The organism is Citrobacter sp. Res13-Sevr-PEB04-36, from assembly GCF_015672735.1.
Lineage (GTDB): Bacteria > Pseudomonadota > Gammaproteobacteria > Enterobacterales > Enterobacteriaceae > Citrobacter.
In genome coordinates, this window is record NZ_JADABY010000057.1 from 123355 (window position 1) to 140807 (window position 17453).

The window sequence follows — 17453 nt, forward strand, 5'->3', positions numbered from 1 at the left end:
CTGGACAACCCCTCCGACAGAGACGGTCAGAGGGGAGAACATGCCGGAACAGAGCGTTACCGACGTCTGATTAACGCGCCAGCCACTGCAGCCCCAACAGGTCTGCCGTCAGAATAGCGGCATGTACACTCTCTGGCGTCACCGGGAACGGCATATTGTGAATGGTTTCACCTTCTGCGCAGGTGGCTTTGGCAACGGCATGAATCTTGTCGTCGATGCCTTCTTTCACGCCCATTTGCGCCAGGGTGACCGGCAGGCCGACTTTCTGACAGAACGCCAGCACAGTTTCGATCTCTTCCATCGGGCTGTTCTGCAACACCAGTTGCGCCAGCGTACCAAACGCGACTTTTTCGCCATGGTACAAATGGTGGCACTCTTCCAGAATCGTGAAGCCGTTATGAATCGCATGCGCCCCTGCGAGGCCGCTGCTTTCAAAGCCAATGCCGCTAAGATAGGTGTTCGCTTCCACAATGCGCTCCAGCGCATCGGTCACGACGCCTGCTTGCGCTGCACAGCGGGCCTTTTCGCCTTCTGCCAGCAGCGTATCATAGCACAGGCGCGCCAGGCTCAATGCCGCCGCCGTGGACTGTCCACCCGCCATGCTGGTCGCGCGGGCGTCATAACAGGCCTTCGCTTCAAACCAGGTAGAGAGCGCATCGCCCATCCCGGCAACCAACAACCGCACCGGCGCTTTGGCGATAATCGCGGTATCCATCACCACCATATCCGGGTTTTTCGGGTAGATAAGATACTCTTCAAACTCACCGGCTTCGGTATAAATGACCGACAGCGCGCTGGTTGGCGCATCGGTCGAGGCGATGGTCGGGATCACCACCACCGGCAGCTTCTGGTAATAGCCAATCGCTTTGGCGGTATCCAGCGTTTTGCCGCCGCCGATCCCGACCACGCCACGGCAACCGTGTTGCTTCAGAATGGCAATCAAACGATTAATTTCCACATGGCTGCATTCGCCGTTAAAACGCTCCGCATGGCAGCTAATGTCGTGCTTATGCAGGCCATTGAGCACTTTATCTCCCGCCAGCTTCATCACGAAATCATCCGCAATCACAAAAAAGCTGTCCGCCAGATTTTTAGCATATTGACCAAATAAGGTAGAAGCATCAGGACCCTGGAGATATTTGGCTGGAGATTGAATAACGTTTAGCATTCCTTTCATCCTCAAATAAGTACATGTTTTTACATGATGAGCCCTGGCGTTAACCTGTTTAGCCTGATGCTAATGGCGAAAACAAAGCGCTACCGGAGCGATGCAATCACTGTATGGCGAGGCGAGCACAAAAAAATCATTCGTCTTTTTGTTCTGATATGAAACAGATAAAAACGACACACGTTCCATATTGGAACAATTAACCCCAGAGAAGATAAGGTTTGCGATCCCGATCCGTTCCTTTAGCCCATATTTCTGTCACGCAAAGAGTTTCGGTTTCGCCTTTTCGTTATCTAACGCCGGAATAACTGGCAAAAAAAAGCGCTCTGCCGCGTGTTAACCGCCTTGACGGCCGGAAAAAAAAGCCGCGCGGGCTCGCATTACGCCATTTTCATTCGTCATTACGTTTCATTTCGGAACAAAAAATAACTTTTACGTTCCGTATTGAAACTCATTTTGCCGGAGTTTTTTTCCACGCTGACTCGGCGAGAATCTCTCCATCGCCTCCGTTACCATGACCATGCATTCGGGGGTTTGTTTAACACTCAACCTGTCCGGAGCCGTTATGTCTCAATTCTTTTTTAACCAGCGCACCCATCTCGTTAACGATGTCATCGACGGTACGATTATCGCCAGCCCGTGGAATAACCTGGCGCGCCTGGAGAGCGATCCGGCCATCCGCATCGTGGTGCGTCGCGACCTTAACAAAGAGAACGTCGCGGTGATCTCCGGCGGTGGCTCAGGTCACGAACCCGCCCACGTTGGATTTATCGGTAAAGGCATGTTAACTGCCGCGGTTTGCGGTGACGTGTTTGCCTCCCCGAGCGTCGATGCGGTACTGACCGCCATTCAGGCGGTGACCGGTGAGGCAGGCTGCCTGCTGATCGTGAAGAACTACACTGGCGATCGCCTAAATTTTGGCCTGGCCGCCGAGAAAGCGCGTCGGCTCGGTTATAACGTCGAAATGCTGATCGTCGGCGACGACATTTCGCTACCGGATAACAAGCACCCACGCGGGATCGCTGGCACCATCCTGGTACACAAAGTTGCCGGCTATTTCGCCGAACGTGGCTACAACCTCGCCACCGTGCTGCGTGAAGCGCAGTATGCGGCGAACAACACCTTCAGCCTTGGCGTCGCGCTCTCCAGCTGTCATTTGCCACAGGAGACCGACGAGGCTCCGCGTCACCATCCGGGCCATGCAGAGTTAGGGATGGGCATTCACGGCGAGCCGGGTGCGTCGGTGATTGATACGCAAAACAGTGCACAGGTGGTTAATCTGATGGTGGAGAAGCTGATGACCGCCCTGCCGGAAACCGGCCGTCTGGCAGTGATGATCAATAACCTCGGCGGCGTCTCCGTTGCCGAAATGGCCATCATTACCCGCGAACTGGCCAACAGCCCGCTGCACGCACGTATCGACTGGCTGATTGGCCCGGCCTCGCTGGTCACCGCACTGGATATGAAGGGCTTCTCGCTGACCGCCATGGTGCTGGAAGAAAGCATCGAAAAAGCGCTGTTGACCGAAGTGGAAACCAGTAACTGGTCAACGCCCGTGCCGCCACGTGACATCACCACCGTGCCGTCATCTCAGCGCAGTGCACGCGTGGAATTTCAGCCTTCGGATAACGAACAGGTTGCCGGGATTATTGAGCAAGTCACCGGAACGCTCGCCAATCTTGAAGCACACCTCAATGCGCTGGATGCCAAAGTCGGCGACGGCGATACCGGGTCAACCTTTGCCGCAGGTGCGCGTGAAATTGCCGACCTGCTGCATCACCAGCGGCTCCCACTGGCTAACCTTGCCACGTTGTTTGCACTGATTGGCGAACGCCTGACCGTGGTCATGGGTGGCTCCAGCGGCGTGCTGATGTCAATTTTCTTTACCGCCGCCGGACAGAAGCTGGAGCAGGGTGCCGGGGTCGCCGATGCGCTGAATACGGGGCTCGCCCAGATGAAGTTCTACGGTGGTGCAGATGAAGGCGATCGTACGATGATTGATGCGCTGCAGCCCGCGCTAACGTCGCTACTGGCGCAACCACATAACCTGCAAACCGCCTATGACGCTGCGCTGGCAGGCGCAGAGCGGACCTGCCTGTCGAGCAAAGCCAACGCCGGGCGCGCGTCGTATCTCAGCAGTGAGAGCCTGCTTGGTAATATGGACCCCGGCGCACACGCGGTGGCAATGGTGTTTAAAGCGCTGGCAGAGAGTGAGTTGGGCTAAGTCATTCGTTTTACGGGTTATCAATGCCTGATGGCGCTACGCTTATCAGGCCTGCGATTTGCTCGCTTTTGTAGGCCGGATAAGGCGCTTGCGCTGACATCCGGCAAAACATTAACGATAAACGCGAAGTCCGCCCTCTACACCCCGGCTAAATAGCACCTGCCAAAGCTCGATATCTCTGGCACGGAATGCCCCGGCACACGCGCATAAATAGTAATTAAACATCCTTTTGAAGGTCGCGGAATAACGCAACGACAGCGTCGGCCATGCCTGGTTAAACCGTTCATGCCAGGCCATCAGCGTTTTATCGTAATCGCTGCCGAAGTTATGCCAGTCCTCCATCACAAACCGCGATTCGCTGGCCTCGGCAATGTGGGAAATCGCCGGTAAACAGCCGTTCGGGAAGATATATTTATTGATCCACGGATCCACGCTCATCCCTTTTTTATTGCTGCCAATGGTATGCAGCAGGAACAGTCCATCGGGTTTTAAGCAGCGGTCGGCAATACTGAAATAGGTGTCGTAGTTTTTCGGGCCCACGTGTTCAAACATCCCCACGGAGACAATACGATCATAGTGTTTATCGAGGTCGCGATAATCCTGCAGCAGAATAGTGACATCCAGTCCATCACAGCGCTGCTGCGCCATTTTCTGCTGTTCTTTCGAGATGGTAACCCCGTCTACCGCTACGCCATAATGGCGCGCGGCATATTCAGCCAGCCCGCCCCAGCCGCAACCGATATCCAGCAAACGCATACCCGGTTGCAATTGCAGCTTCTCGCAAATCATTTTTAATTTGGCATTCTGCGCTTCGTCTAATGTGGTCGCGTCTTTCCAGTAACCGCAGGAATATTGCATGTGGGGATCAAGCATCAGGGCGAAAAGATCGTTACCTATATCGTAGTGTTCTTTGCCGACAATCCAGGCACGACTGCGTGATTGCAGATTAAACAAGCGCGCGCTGGCAATGCGTAAAATATCTTTCAGATTGCCCGGCATTTTTTGGTCGAGTTTTGCTTTAAGGATTTTGCAGAACAGAATATCAAGCCGCTCGCAGTCCCACCAGCCTTCCATATAGCTTTCACCCAGCCCTAACGAGCCTTGTTGCAGCACCCGCTTAAAGAAACCGGCATGGTGAAGTTGAATGTCCCAAGCGCGCGAACCATTAATCTGGATATCAGCCTGCTGGAGCAGGTCTTTCCCCATTCGGGTCCAGTTATCATTTGTTTCATTGACGATGACAGCATCAGAACACAGCGAATTCATGGTATTTACCAAAGGTGGACGAATAATTCTTACGCAAGATTATTATGGAAAACAGGGTGTATGTATTATGATTTGCGGACAAGATCTATCGAACAGAAGCCACATCACCGGAAGTATCAGGTATTTTTTATGGACACCCTCAGGCAAAAACAGTGGAGTTCTTTCCCGGATGATTCAATGGCGGAACTGCCGCAGGACGTTTACTTTCGTTCTTATGTCCTTGAAGCGAATAATCACGTTCCACCGCATTCACACGCATTTACCCAGTTTCATTTCGCCCGTAAGGGCAGCATGCGCATTGATGTCGCCGGTAAATGCTGGATAATTCCCGCACATTACGGTATCTGGATCCCGAATAATATTGAGCATGCGGTATGGGCGCTGGATGATGTGTATTTAGAGAATCTGGATATTAAGCCAGGCTTTCTGGAGAAGCGCATCGACGAGTGTAAAGTGGTGGCGATCAGTGATTTCGCCAGAGAGTTTATTCATTACGCCACCAACGTAATTTCGGGCCATTATGATAGCCAGTCAAAAGAAGGAAAACTGGTGAGCGTGCTAGTCGATATTATTTTGCAATTACCGGAAGTCGCCTTTGTATTACCCTGGCCGCAGGATGCAGAATTAACAAAAGTGTGCCGGACAATACAGGAATCTCCCGCACGGGAACACTCTGTGGAGTACTGGGCAAATCATCTGGGTATGTCCGCCCGGACCTTCTCACGTCATTTCAAAAAAGAAACCGGATTACCGTTCAGCGTCTGGAAGCAAAAGATGCGTATTCTGGAATCAGTATTAATGCTGAAGAAAAATAAAAGCGTTACCGCCGTGGCGCTCGACGTGGGGTATTCGAGCACCGCGGCGTTTAGCTACGCGTTCCGCCAGGCATTTGGCGTTCCGCCGTCAAATTACTAATCAGCCGCTTTCCGCTGATGCCAGTAGGCTGCCGCACGCACCCGTTGCGGGTCAAACGCCTCGGTTTCAAAACGGGCGCTCAGGTTTTTTACCACTTTCCCTTCGCCGGTAATCCAGATGAAATAATCGTCTGCAGGCACCGTCAGCCGTGCTAGTGCGTCATCCAGCGCCTGTACGTCATGACCGACAAACCACTGGATAGCAAACCCATCCAGATGCGAAAGGTAGTCCTGATACGCCGCATCCTGCACGCTCACCAGCGCCGTGACGTTCGGGCGTCGCGCTAAACGACTGAGCCCTTCCAGGCGACGGCGTAATGCGGGCATTCCCGATTCATCGCACACATAAACCTGATACGCATACTCTTCCGGTACCACCAGCGAGCCGCGAGGTCCGCCAATCGTCAGTGTATCTCCTGCACGAGCATGCATCGCCCACGTACTCGCCACGCCACCGTCGTGAATATAAAAATCCAGCGCCAGTTCATGACGCGCATCATCGTATAGCGGCGTGTAATCCCGGGACGCGGGGCGCACGCCGTCAGCCCAGACGATGCCCTCATCGGTAACCACCGGCGGCACAAAATGGCTGCCTGGCTCAGGAAAGAAAACCTTGGCGTGGTCATCAAAGCCGCGTGAGCTGAAGCCGTCCAGCGCCTCCCCGCCCAGCACGATGCGTTGAAAACCTGCGCTGATACGCTCAACGCGCAGGACGGTAAGTTCACGGAAGCGCAGTTCATTACGAACGCGCTGGGGGTAGTGGGAGGTGTTTTTTGTCATTTTTCGCCTTCGTGAGGATAATACGATATATCTAAATCAACATTTAAATGATAATGATTGCTAATAACAGAGATTGCAAGCACTTTTTTGATACAGTGAGACCGTACATTTCTTTTCTAGAAAATCATAAAAATTGATAATAAAATCAATTAATTAAAAGAATATAATTTCGCAGACTTGCAAACATATAAATTTTAGATATAAATTAGATATATCTAAACAACGTCAGGAGACAATCATGCAAAACCAACATGACGGTTGCTGCAAGAATGCAGATCGCCAACACGAAGGCTGCTGCAACGGTGAAGGACATCACCACGAAGGACATCACAGCGAGCATCACGCAGGTTGCTGCAAAGGCGAAGAACATCGCCACGAAGGCTGCAACAGTGAAGGACATCACCACGAGCCCGGCTGCGGGCATCGCCATGGTCGGGGTGGCGGTGGCGGGCGTCGTCAGCGTTTCTTCGGTCACGGCGAATTACGCCTGGTGATCCTGGATATTTTGACCCGCGACGCCAGCCACGGCTATGAGCTGATCAAAGCCATCGAAACGCTGACCCAGGGTCACTACACGCCGAGTCCAGGGGTGATTTATCCGACGCTGGATTTCTTGCAGGATCAAGAGCTGATTGTCATCAGCGAAGAGGAAGGTGGGCGTAAACAGATCACGATCACGGCGCAAGGCCAGCAGTGGCTGGAGGAAAATCGCGAGCATCTGGCGCTTATTCATGAACGCGTTAAAGCACGCTGCGTTGGCTTTGAATTACGTAAAAATCCGCAGATGAAACGCGCGCTGGAGAACTTCAAAGCCGTGCTGGATCTGCGGGTCAATCACGGTGACACCAGCGATGCGCAGATCAAAAAAATCATCGGTATTATCGACCGCGCAGCGCTGGATATCGCTCAGTTAGATTAATCGGGTCATCGGGCGGAACCCATTGTTCCGCCCGAATCGCTGTGCTTAATGCAGCACCGTCACCGCATCTTCCAGGCGCCCGGCGCGATGTTTCACCCGCACTGAAATTTGCGCGCTCTCTTCGACCAGTTCGGCATTTTTCTGCGTAATATTGTTCAACTCATTCACCGCGCGAGTCAGGCTGGTCAGCCCGTCCGCCTGTTCCAGCGTCGAATGGCTGATTTGTGCAATCAGTTGGGTGACGTTCTGTACCTGCGCCACAATATCGTCCATCGTGCGGCCAGCGGCGTGAACCTGGCTGGATCCGGACTGCACCTTGTCGGCACTGGCATCAATCAGTTTGCGGATGTCATTCGCCGCACTGGCGCTCCGGCTGGCAAGATGGCGTACTTCCCCCGCCACGACGGCAAACCCTTTCCCCTGCTCGCCCGCTCGCGCCGCTTCAACCGCCGCATTCAATGCCAGGATATTGGTCTGGAAAGCAATATCGTTAATCAGCGTGGTGATGGTGCCGATGCGCTGGGTGCTGCTGGCGATATCGTCCATCGTTTTGATAACGGTCTCCATCGCCTCGCCCCCCTGCGTTGCCGCACTGCTGGCGGCAATCGAGAGCTTGTCAGCCGCAGACGCCGTCGCCGAGTTTTGCTTCACCGACGCCGCCATCTGATTCATCGTCGTCACCGTTTCCTGCACGTTCTCAACTGTTTGCTGGGTATGCTTATTTAAATCATCGCTGCCTTTTGCCAGCGTCTCGCTGTCACTACGCACGCAGGAGACCTGGCTTGAAACGTCATGGATAAGCCAGCGGCACATCAATCCCAGTTGCCCTACCGATCGCAGCATCAGGCCCAACTCATCGCTGCGGTTCAGGTGCGACACGCTGTTGCGCTCACCGGTCGCCACTTTTAGCGCCTGGCGGGCGACGTTTTCTATCGGGCGTACAATTTGCCATTCGAAAATCGCCGTTCCCGCCAGCATCACCAGCGCACTCAGCACCAGCAGCGGCCACGCCGCGCCCATTTGCTGCAACGCTGCCGCCAGCACGGCAAACATCAAAGCCATCACGCCGCGTACCCGCCAGCGAACCGGCAGCGCAGGAAGTTTCCCCAGCCAGCCTTTACGCACCACTAGCCCTTTATGGATGCGTTTGTTGCAACGTCCTTCATTTAGCGCCTGATACAACGGCTCGACCGCCGCAATCTCCTCCTGCGTCGCCCGGGTTCGAATCGACATGTATCCGGTCATCCGCCCTTCCCGCACCATCGGCACCGCATTGGCCCGCACCCAGTAGTGATCGCCGTTTTTACAGCGATTTTTTACAATGCCGCTCCACGGTTCTCCCTGTTGCAGGGTGTACCACATATCGGCAAATGCCGCCCTGGGCATGTCCGGGTGACGAACCAGGTTATGCGGTTTACCGAGCAACTCATTCAGTTGATAGCCGCTAACCTGAACAAACGTGTCATTCGCGTGGGTGATGTAACTTTGTAAATCGGTGGTCGACATGAGGGTGATATCATCATCCAGCGGGGTATGTCGCTGGCTAACGTAGGGATCAGAAGACATGGTTGCGTCCTTTGCAGGTTATCTGGTTGTTAATTTTTTCAGCACATGTTATTTCGGCGATAATTTTTTTATCTTTAGTTGTTAAATTTGATTTAGATCGCAATTTGCGATTAAACCTCAAAATTTGTACGCTTTCTAATTCATTGATTTAAAATACTTTCATCTTGTAACTATTCAAGCAGGCTTCACTCAGCGCACTGTCACAGTGCAACTTCTGCCTGTTTTTGGCGCAGATGATCGCGTATCTCACCTGTTTTCAGGGAGTCAACCTGGGCAAAATACCGCCAAATGTTAACTTTTGGCATTAAATGTTTCGTAAATGAAATGTATCCTGGCGTTTATCCCGATTTTCGTTAAGCGCGCCGGGATGGCGTAATCCCTGCAATACTTAATTCAGTATCATGTGATACGCGAACTCCGGGAGCATATTTTGAACAGGTTACCTTCCAGCGCATCGGCCCTGGCCTGCAGCGCACACGCACTGAACCTCATCGAAAAGCGAACGCTTGATCATGAGGAAATGAAAGCACTTAACCGAGAGGTCATTGAATACTTCAAAGAGCATGTCAATCCGGGGTTCTTAGAGTATCGAAAATCTGTAACTGCCGGCGGGGATTACGGAGCCGTAGAGTGGCAAGCGGGAAGCCTGAATACGCTTGTCGACACCCAGGGACAGGAATTTGTTGACTGCCTGGGCGGTTTTGGAATTTTCAACGTGGGGCACCGTAATCCAGTAGTGGTCTCCGCCGTACAGAATCAACTCGCCAAACAACCTCTGCACAGCCAGGAATTACTTGACCCCTTGCGGGCCATGCTGGCAAAAACGCTCGCAGCACTGGCGCCCGGTAAGCTGAAATACAGCTTCTTTTGCAACAGCGGAACCGAGTCGGTTGAAGCGGCGCTGAAGCTGGCGAAGGCCTATCAATCGCCACGCGGCAAATTTACATTTATTGCCACCAGCGGCGCGTTCCACGGTAAATCGCTGGGCGCATTGTCCGCAACGGCCAAATCCACGTTCCGTAAGCCGTTTATGCCGCTATTGCCGGGCTTCCGTCATGTTCCGTTTGGTGACATTGACGCGATGCGTACCGTGCTCAGCGAGTGTAAAAAGACCGGTGACGATGTGGCCGCCGTGATCCTCGAGCCGATTCAGGGTGAAGGCGGCGTGATCCTGCCACCGCAGGGATACCTGACCGCCGTGCGCAAACTGTGCGACGAGTTTGGCGCGCTGATGATCCTTGATGAAGTGCAAACCGGCATGGGTCGTACTGGCAAGATGTTCGCCTGCGAGCACGAAAACGTGCAGCCCGACATTATGTGTCTGGCGAAAGCGCTGGGCGGCGGCGTAATGCCTATCGGTGCGACTATCGCTACCGAAGAGGTGTTCTCCGTGCTGTTCGATAACCCATTCCTGCACACCACCACCTTTGGCGGCAACCCGCTTTCCTGTGCGGCAGCACTCGCAACGATCAATGTCCTGCTGGAGCAGAATTTACCGGCTCAGGCAGAACAAAAAGGCGATATGTTGCTGGACGGCTTCCGACATCTGGCGCGGGAATACCCGGATCTGGTGCAGGACGTACGCGGTAAAGGCATGCTGATGGCGATCGAATTTGTTGATAATGAGATCGGCTACAATTTCGCCAGTGAGATGTTCCGCCAGCGGGTGTTGGTCGCCGGTACGCTGAACAACGCGAAGACGATCCGTATCGAACCGCCGCTCACGTTAACGATCGAGCAATGCGAGTTGGTATTGCGCTCAACGCGCAAAGCGCTGGCCGCATTACGCGTCAGCGTGGAGCAAGTGTGACAGATGCCGGATGGCGCTGCACTTATCCGGCCTACGGGATCACATGTAGGCCGGAAATAGCGTAGCCGCCATCCGGCAGCATCACACGCTCCGGCGTCAACAGCACGCCTTCAGTGCCATATCCTTCCACTCAAAATCCGTAAACGTAGTATCTCTCCCCGCGAGTAAAGTTTTACTAAAAAACAACGCAAATTTTATCCCGTACAAAGGTTAAAGAATTTACTAAAAACAGATGCATATCATTGCGCTTCATTTACAATAAACACCCCATGCAGTCGAAGGGTGGAATGAAAGACAAATATGGCAACACTTAAAGATATAGCAACGGAAGCCGGCGTTTCCCTGGCAACAGTCTCCAGGGTTCTGAATGACGATCCAACCCTGAATGTAAAAGAAGAAACCCGGCATCGTATTCTGGAGATAGCAGAAAAGCTGGAATATCGGAGCAACGCGTCCCACAGAGCGCAAGTTAACGTAGTCAACCAGCACCACATTCTGGCGCTTTATAGCTATCAGCAAAAGCTGGAGATCAACGATCCCTACTACCTGTCTATTCGCCACGGTATCGAGACTCAGTGTGAAAAGCTGGGTATCGAGTTAACCAGTTGCTATGAACACCATAGCTTGCCCACTCTGAAAAAACTCACCGGAGTTCTGGTTGTCGGAAAAGCCAGCGATGCAATACGGCGTACAGCTACCGCTCTGACAGACAATGTCTGCTTTATCGATTTTCAACCACCTGGCGGCAATTACGATTTCGTTGACACCGATTTGGCACAGATTAGCCAGGAAATTATCGATTTTTTCATCCAGCAGGGAGCGACAAGAATCGGTTTTATTGGCGGTGAGGATGTGCCCGGTGAAACAGACATCCGTGAAGCCGCTTTTGTGGAATACGGGCGACTGAAAGGTGTAGTGTCGGAAACAGATATTTACCGCGGCGGCTTTTCCAGTGCTTCTGGCTATGAATTGGCTAAAGAGATGCTGGCAAAAAAAGATTACCCTTCAGCTCTGTTTGTCGCCTCTGACTCCATCGCTATCGGCGTATTGCGGGCAATTCATGAACATGAGATCCGCATTCCACAGCAGATTTCACTGATTAGCATCAACGATATCCCGACCGCCCGCTTCACCTTTCCTCCACTTTCAACCGTGCGCATCCACTCCGAAATGATGGGCATCCAGGGCGTTAACCTGTTGATAGAAAAAGCGCGCGATGGCCGGGTGCTACCGCTTCAGGTTTACGTTCCGAGCCAATTGAAGTTGCGTGGTACTACCCGCTAAAACCCGCATTGCCTGGCAATGTCGCCGGGCACTCTCCTCTCCTGTCGTAACATGCAAATTTCTCTATTTCGTGATCGAGTTAAAGTAAATCAAATTCCTTTATTTTATTTAGTAAAATTTTTACTAAAATGATTACCTATGGTACAAACTCGCTTATCGTCACTGCACATAAGTAGGTAACGGTGGATTTACGCATGAGGAAGACACATGAGAATTCTCGATAACGTCGAACTGTTCCAACATCATGCGTTCACCAGGGGCCTGTGGCAGCGTTGTGCGAACTTAATGGAAAACCTTGAAGGTATCCCTCCCGGCGTCGTCCATTCTCTGGGAGAGGATCTGAACTACGGCGTAAGGATCGACAGCACAACGGATGCCCTATTTACCGGCCATCGTCGTTACGTTGAAGTACATTGCTATTTACGTGGCACACAGAAAATTGAATATGCGGCGAAGACCCAACTGCAAGAAGTCGATTACTACCGGGAAGAAACCGACCGTGAATACCTGAAAGGTTTGGGGCAAACCGTACAGGTTTATGAAGGGCAGATTATCATTTGTGATAATGACGAAGCATACCGTTTCATTACTCATACCACGGTAAAAAAATTGGTAATTAACGTCATCAGTAAAGAGGCTACCCGGCTAACATAAATAAATATTAGCTCACTCACGGCAAGCATTCTTATTCACACCATCCTCCTGTCGTGATGATAAATGATTATTCTACAAATTACTCTCGGTGATGCATTCATTCAAGGAATATACATCACAAATAATATTACGCACATCATTAAATCTGGAGATATATTATGAGTGTCGTTGTCTCTGACAAGCAGAAGATTATTTCATTATATACTGAATACGATCATATCCCGGCCGTACTGGAGGATCATCGTATCAATGGAATCAACAAAGAATTACCGCGTCCCTGTCTTTTTCCATTTACCAATCAATATCTGGCGATAAAAAACATTCCCGCACTGGCCAACAATTACTTGTCCTTAAACGGGATATGGCAATTCAACTGTGCGAGTAATCCTAAGTTAAGACCAAAAGAATTTTATCAGGAAAACTACGATGTCTCCAGATGGGAGACTATTCAGGTTCCCGGCAATTGGGAGGCGCAAGGGTTTGATAACGCGATTTATATTGATGAACGTTTTCCCTTTACCACCGAATGGCCCGAAGTTCCACGCGACTATAACCCGGTAGGCTCTTATCGCCGTACTTTTTGTCTCGACAGCAGCTGGCTTGGCCGTGAGATTTTCCTGCAACTGGCCGGGGCCAGAACCGCCTCATTTATCTGGATAAACGGCCAGCGCGTCGGCTATACCCAGAATGCAAAAAACCCAGCAGAATTTAATATTACACCGTATGTCAGAGAGGGCGAAAATACCATCGCGCTGGAGATTTACCGTTGGTCTAACGCAAGCTATGTTGAAAAGCAAGACATGCTGGATATGTCAGGGCTTGAGCGGGAAGTATTTATCTATTCAACCGCAAAAACACGAATCTATGATATCTATTGCAAACCTGAGTTAAACGCTGATTATACGCAAGGAACATTTAGTGTCAGCGTAAACCTGAAGCATTATGACAACTATGCTGACGAACTGACCTTGAATGTTAAATTGCTGGATGATGCTTGCAATCTTTCCGTCATCATAGAAAAAAACCAGCAATTTATTCGCAACGGCACGGAACAGCAATTTAACTTCAGCGAGAGTGTGCAGGCTCCACGTCTGTGGTGTGCAGAAACGCCGAATCTGTATACAGTATTAATTACGCTAACTAACCAGCAAGGCGAGACCGTTGAAGCAACAAGCCATAAAATAGGCTTTCGCAAAATACAAATCATCAACAGCCAGCTTACGGTCAATGGTAAGGCAATTAAAATAAAAGGCGTTAATCGCCACGAACTTCATCCAACACTTGGTCATGTCCCGACAGAAGAAAACATGCTGACCGATATTCGGTTAATGAAAGAGCATAATATCAATGCGGTACGTACCAGCCATTTTCCCTGTCATTCCCGTTGGTATCAACTATGCGATGAATATGGCATTTATATTGTCGATGAAGCCAATATTGAATCACACCCGTTGGCATTAAAACCGGAAACACAAATCGGCGATACCGAGTCCTGGATCCCTGCTCATTTAGATCGCGTACAAGCAATGGTCGAACGCGACAAAAACCATGCCTGTGTAATCGTATGGTCTATGGGTAACGAGGCCGGTACCGGATGCGTCTTTGAAACGCTTTATCAGTGGATCAAAGAGAAAGACGACAGCCGCCCTGTGCAGTATGAACCCGCAGGTGAAGCGCACTACAGCGATATTGTTTGCCCGATGTACCCCACACTTGAGCGCTTAGAACAGTTTGCCCAACAGGGTAGCGATCGTCCGATGATCATGATCGAGTACGCTCATGCCATGGGTAACTCAGTAGGGATTCTGCGCGATTACTGGAAAATCATCGACAGCCACAGCAATCTGCAGGGTGGTTTTATCTGGGAATGGATGGATCATGCGCTGGAATTGACCAATGAACGCGGTCAAAAATATTGGGGATACGGTAAAGATTATCACCCGGATAAGCCCAGCGACGGTAATTTTATGAACGATGGACTGGTCGCTGCTGACCGTACTCCCCATCCGCATATGGCGGAAGTGAAGAAGGTTTATCAGCCCGTCTATTTCCACGCCGTTAATCCGCTTTCTGGCGTGTTCGAAATAGAAAACCGTTATGATTTTATTGACTTATGTCATCTCGACATTCAGTACGACATCACTGAAAACGGGCATCAAATCACCCATGGCAGCCTGGGTTCCCTGGCCGTTGCCGCAGGTCAGCGCCAGTCAATTTGTATTCCCGTGGAAAACATATCGCTTCAGGAGAATAAAGAGTATCTGGTTACGCTCAGTGCCATCACCAAAAATGAAGCACCGCTTGTTGGTAGTGGATACGAAATCGCCTGGGAACAGTTTAGCTTAACGCCGCCCGCCGCGTTTCATATCTGCCCGGAAGCACACTATTTGGCGTTATCCGTGCAAGAAACACCGACCACCATTGATATCAGCGGTTCTTATTTCACCCTTGCATTCGATCGCCGTAATGGTCGAATGGATCACTTCTCCGTTGGAGGGAAGAATCTGATCCTGACCGGGATTGAACCCAATTTCTGGAGAGGGCTGACGGATAACGATCTCGGTGCCAAACTTTTCGAGAAATCGGCTGTTTGGCAGGACGCCGCTAAGTTGCGCGTATTATCCAACCTCACGATAGAGCAACCGTCCAGCTATGAAACGATCGTCACGACTGAATTTTCGCTTCCTACGGTTGGCTGCACATATAGGCTGACCTACATCATCTATGCGACAGGTGAAATGCACATCAGCATTGATTTTATACCTGGGGATCGTGAACTTCCTCTTTTGCTCCGCATGGGAACACAACTTACGTTGCCCTGTGAATATAAATATATCCAATGGTTTGGCCGTGGGCCAGTAGAGACCTATGCGGACAGAAAGGGGGCAAAAGCAGGAATCTACGGCGGAACAATTTGGCAGCAATTCCATGCATACCCAAGGCCGCAGGAAAGCGGGAATAAAACTGATGTTCGCTGGGTACGTGTTGTTAATCATGACGGATTTGGCCTTGAGGCCATTGCTGATGGGCGCTTATTGAATACCAGTGCCTGGCCTTTTGCCGCCAGCGAACTCGATTTTGTCGCTGATAATAACGGCAGTAGCGCATCGGGATTAACACCGTTATCGCGTAAACATGGCGTTGATGTTCAACCAGCTGGGATAACCACGTGGAACATCGATCTGGCGCAAATGGGTACCGGCGGACAAAATTCATGGGGTTCTTTACCACCCAAAGAGTATCAACTACTGCCACAGCATTATCACTATGCGTTTTATTTACGCCTGGTACGTCCTGACACATAAGGTTTTTTATTTACACCCTTTTCGAGTGTCCTTTAACGGACATTCGAAACTATCTGTTAAATAAAACTATACTGATACATAAATAAAGGGAAATGGTATGTCTGAAAAATCCGATGCAAGATATCAGATGTCATTAATAACATTTTTATTTTTCTCCATTGCAGGAGGTGGTTTTGTTCTGAAAGGTGTAGTGAGTCAATATACTGACTGGGGATATAACTCCTGGTTATTATATGCTTTCGCTTCATTATTTTATGCAATTCCGTATACGTTTATGATCATCGAGCTGTCATCAATTAAAAAGCTACGGGAATCAGAAAGCGGATATCAGACATGGTTGAATCTGATCTTAGGCAGAAAACTGGGATTTATCGCTGGTTTTTTCTACTTTTACGTCAACATTTTTTACTTCGTTGATCTGCTGCCTAATATCATTACCTACTTTATCTACACCTGCAGTAGCGATGTCACCTTTGTCACCGAATTAACAAACCAGACCTGGTTTAAACCGGTGATCAGCATTACCTCGATAGCCTTGTTCTGGCTGGCAACATGGGTTTCGATGAAAGGACCAAAGTGGTTGTCGCGGGCGCTTTCCTTTTCCGGCTATGCGGGTTTTGCGTTGACCATGTTGTTTATTATTGCCGCAACATGGAAATTGTCTACTGGTACTATTACATTTAACGGTACGCCTATTGCACCAGAATATTTACAGCATATTGACTTATCCTGGTCAAAAGTCGCCTCCATGTCCTGGGCATTACAGTCATTGGGTGGGCTGGAAGCATTGGCTGCTTATAAACGAAATATCCGCGGCGGGGATCGTAACTTCAGAACGGGCTTGATTCTTAACGTCTTTATCTTCTCTGGTATTATTGTTATTTCATCAATTTTGATGAATTTCATTTTACCCGCAGAACAAGCCTCCAATTTGGGCCTGCTGTCTGCTATTTATGTCGCATTTCAACAGTTAGGTTTTCCTGACTGGTGGACCAACGTTATCGCATTATTCCTGATGATCACCACGCTGTGTGGGTCTCTGATGCTATGGACCGCCGCCCCCGTTAAAATGTTGTTTGTCGATGCGCCAAAAGGGATTTTTGGCCATAAACTCTCAGAGGTGAACAGCGAAGGTACCCCGGTTAACGCGCTAAAAATGCAGGGCGTCGTCGTCACCATTATCATTATCCTGTTTATGCTGGGCCAGTTTAACTCTGAAATGAATACCATCCTGGTGGCGGTGAAAAACCTGGATGGTGGTGCAGCTACGATTCCAGTACTGTTTATGGTCGCCGGGTATATTAAGCTGCGTATGAAACCCAACCACCAGGACTACGTTCGTGATTTTCACTTTCTGGGTAAAGGTCGCTTCTGGGCGTTGTTATCCGTTGCACCAATAGTAATTATCTTTACTGCTTCCACAGTTGCCGCATTGATTCCTGGGCCAGAAGACTGGAATACCAACTTTATGGGATCATTAATTCAACTGATCCTTGGCCCGATAAGTATTATCGCTGTGTTCTATTATTGCAGCCTTATGTTTAACCGCTGGAGGATCAAAAA

General features: G+C 50.4%; 11 protein-coding genes and 1 pseudogene. 8 read left to right on the forward strand and 4 right to left on the reverse strand.

Going from position 1 to position 17453, the window contains the following annotated elements:
• Positions 1–70: 70 nt before the first annotated feature.
• Complete coding sequence (locus IMQ48_RS17185; RefSeq protein WP_196209971.1) at positions 71–1168, reverse strand: glycerol dehydrogenase; 1098 nt, start codon at positions 1166–1168, stop codon at positions 71–73.
• A gap of 565 nt (positions 1169–1733) precedes the next feature.
• Between IMQ48_RS17185 and IMQ48_RS17190 the strand changes: the two genes are divergently transcribed.
• Positions 1734–3392 carry a glycerone kinase gene (locus IMQ48_RS17190; RefSeq protein ID WP_196209972.1) on the forward strand — a complete coding sequence of 553 codons (1659 nt, stop codon included), beginning with the start codon at positions 1734–1736 and terminating at the stop codon, positions 3390–3392.
• A 111-nt stretch (positions 3393–3503) separates the two neighbouring features.
• Here IMQ48_RS17190 and cfa read toward each other — a convergent pair whose 3' ends face one another.
• Positions 3504–4658: a cyclopropane fatty acyl phospholipid synthase gene (gene cfa / locus IMQ48_RS17195; RefSeq protein ID WP_196209973.1), complete on the reverse strand. Its 1155-nt coding sequence runs from the start codon at positions 4656–4658 to the stop codon at positions 3504–3506.
• A 67-nt stretch (positions 4659–4725) separates the two neighbouring features.
• On the opposite strand from cfa, the pseudogene IMQ48_RS17200 reads away from it, so the two are divergent.
• Positions 4726–5573, forward strand: a pseudogene (locus IMQ48_RS17200) (helix-turn-helix domain-containing protein).
• Here IMQ48_RS17200 and IMQ48_RS17205 read toward each other — a convergent pair.
• Positions 5570–6352, reverse strand: a complete 783-nt coding sequence (locus IMQ48_RS17205; RefSeq protein ID WP_196209974.1) for a siderophore-interacting protein — start codon at positions 6350–6352, stop codon at positions 5570–5572. The pseudogene IMQ48_RS17200 and the gene IMQ48_RS17205 sit on opposite strands and share 4 nt — an antisense overlap.
• A 235-nt stretch (positions 6353–6587) precedes the next feature.
• Here IMQ48_RS17205 and IMQ48_RS17210 point away from each other — a divergent pair, with 235 nt between their 5' ends.
• The gene (locus tag IMQ48_RS17210) at positions 6588–7271 is read left to right on the forward strand and encodes a PadR family transcriptional regulator (RefSeq protein WP_196209982.1); all 684 of its coding nucleotides are present in this window, start codon (positions 6588–6590) and stop codon (positions 7269–7271) included.
• Between the two features lie 45 nt (positions 7272–7316).
• Here IMQ48_RS17210 and IMQ48_RS17215 read toward each other — a convergent pair whose 3' ends face one another.
• On the reverse strand, positions 7317–8837 hold the full coding sequence (locus IMQ48_RS17215) for a PAS domain-containing methyl-accepting chemotaxis protein (RefSeq protein ID WP_196209975.1): 1521 nt from the start codon (positions 8835–8837) through the stop codon (positions 7317–7319).
• A gap of 430 nt (positions 8838–9267) precedes the next feature.
• Here IMQ48_RS17215 and ygjG point away from each other — a divergent pair, with 430 nt between their 5' ends.
• The 5 genes from ygjG to IMQ48_RS17240 all read left to right on the forward strand — a co-directional run.
• The gene (gene ygjG, locus IMQ48_RS17220; RefSeq protein ID WP_167456048.1) at positions 9268–10647 is read left to right on the forward strand and encodes a putrescine aminotransferase; all 1380 of its coding nucleotides are present in this window, start codon (positions 9268–9270) and stop codon (positions 10645–10647) included.
• 300 nt (positions 10648–10947) lie between these two features.
• Entirely contained in the window at positions 10948–11931 is a 984-nt protein-coding gene (ebgR, locus tag IMQ48_RS17225; RefSeq protein ID WP_196209976.1) for a transcriptional regulator EbgR, read from the forward strand.
• 207 nt (positions 11932–12138) lie between these two features.
• On the forward strand, positions 12139–12585 hold the full coding sequence (locus IMQ48_RS17230; protein WP_196209977.1) for a beta-galactosidase subunit beta: 447 nt from the start codon (positions 12139–12141) through the stop codon (positions 12583–12585).
• 158 nt (positions 12586–12743) lie between these two features.
• The gene (locus IMQ48_RS17235) at positions 12744–15890 is read left to right on the forward strand and encodes a glycoside hydrolase family 2 TIM barrel-domain containing protein (protein ID WP_196209978.1); all 3147 of its coding nucleotides are present in this window, start codon (positions 12744–12746) and stop codon (positions 15888–15890) included.
• 190 nt (positions 15891–16080) lie between these two features.
• The coding region (locus tag IMQ48_RS17240) for an amino acid permease (RefSeq protein ID WP_370551867.1) at positions 16081–17453 on the forward strand (1373 nt) is incomplete at its 3' end.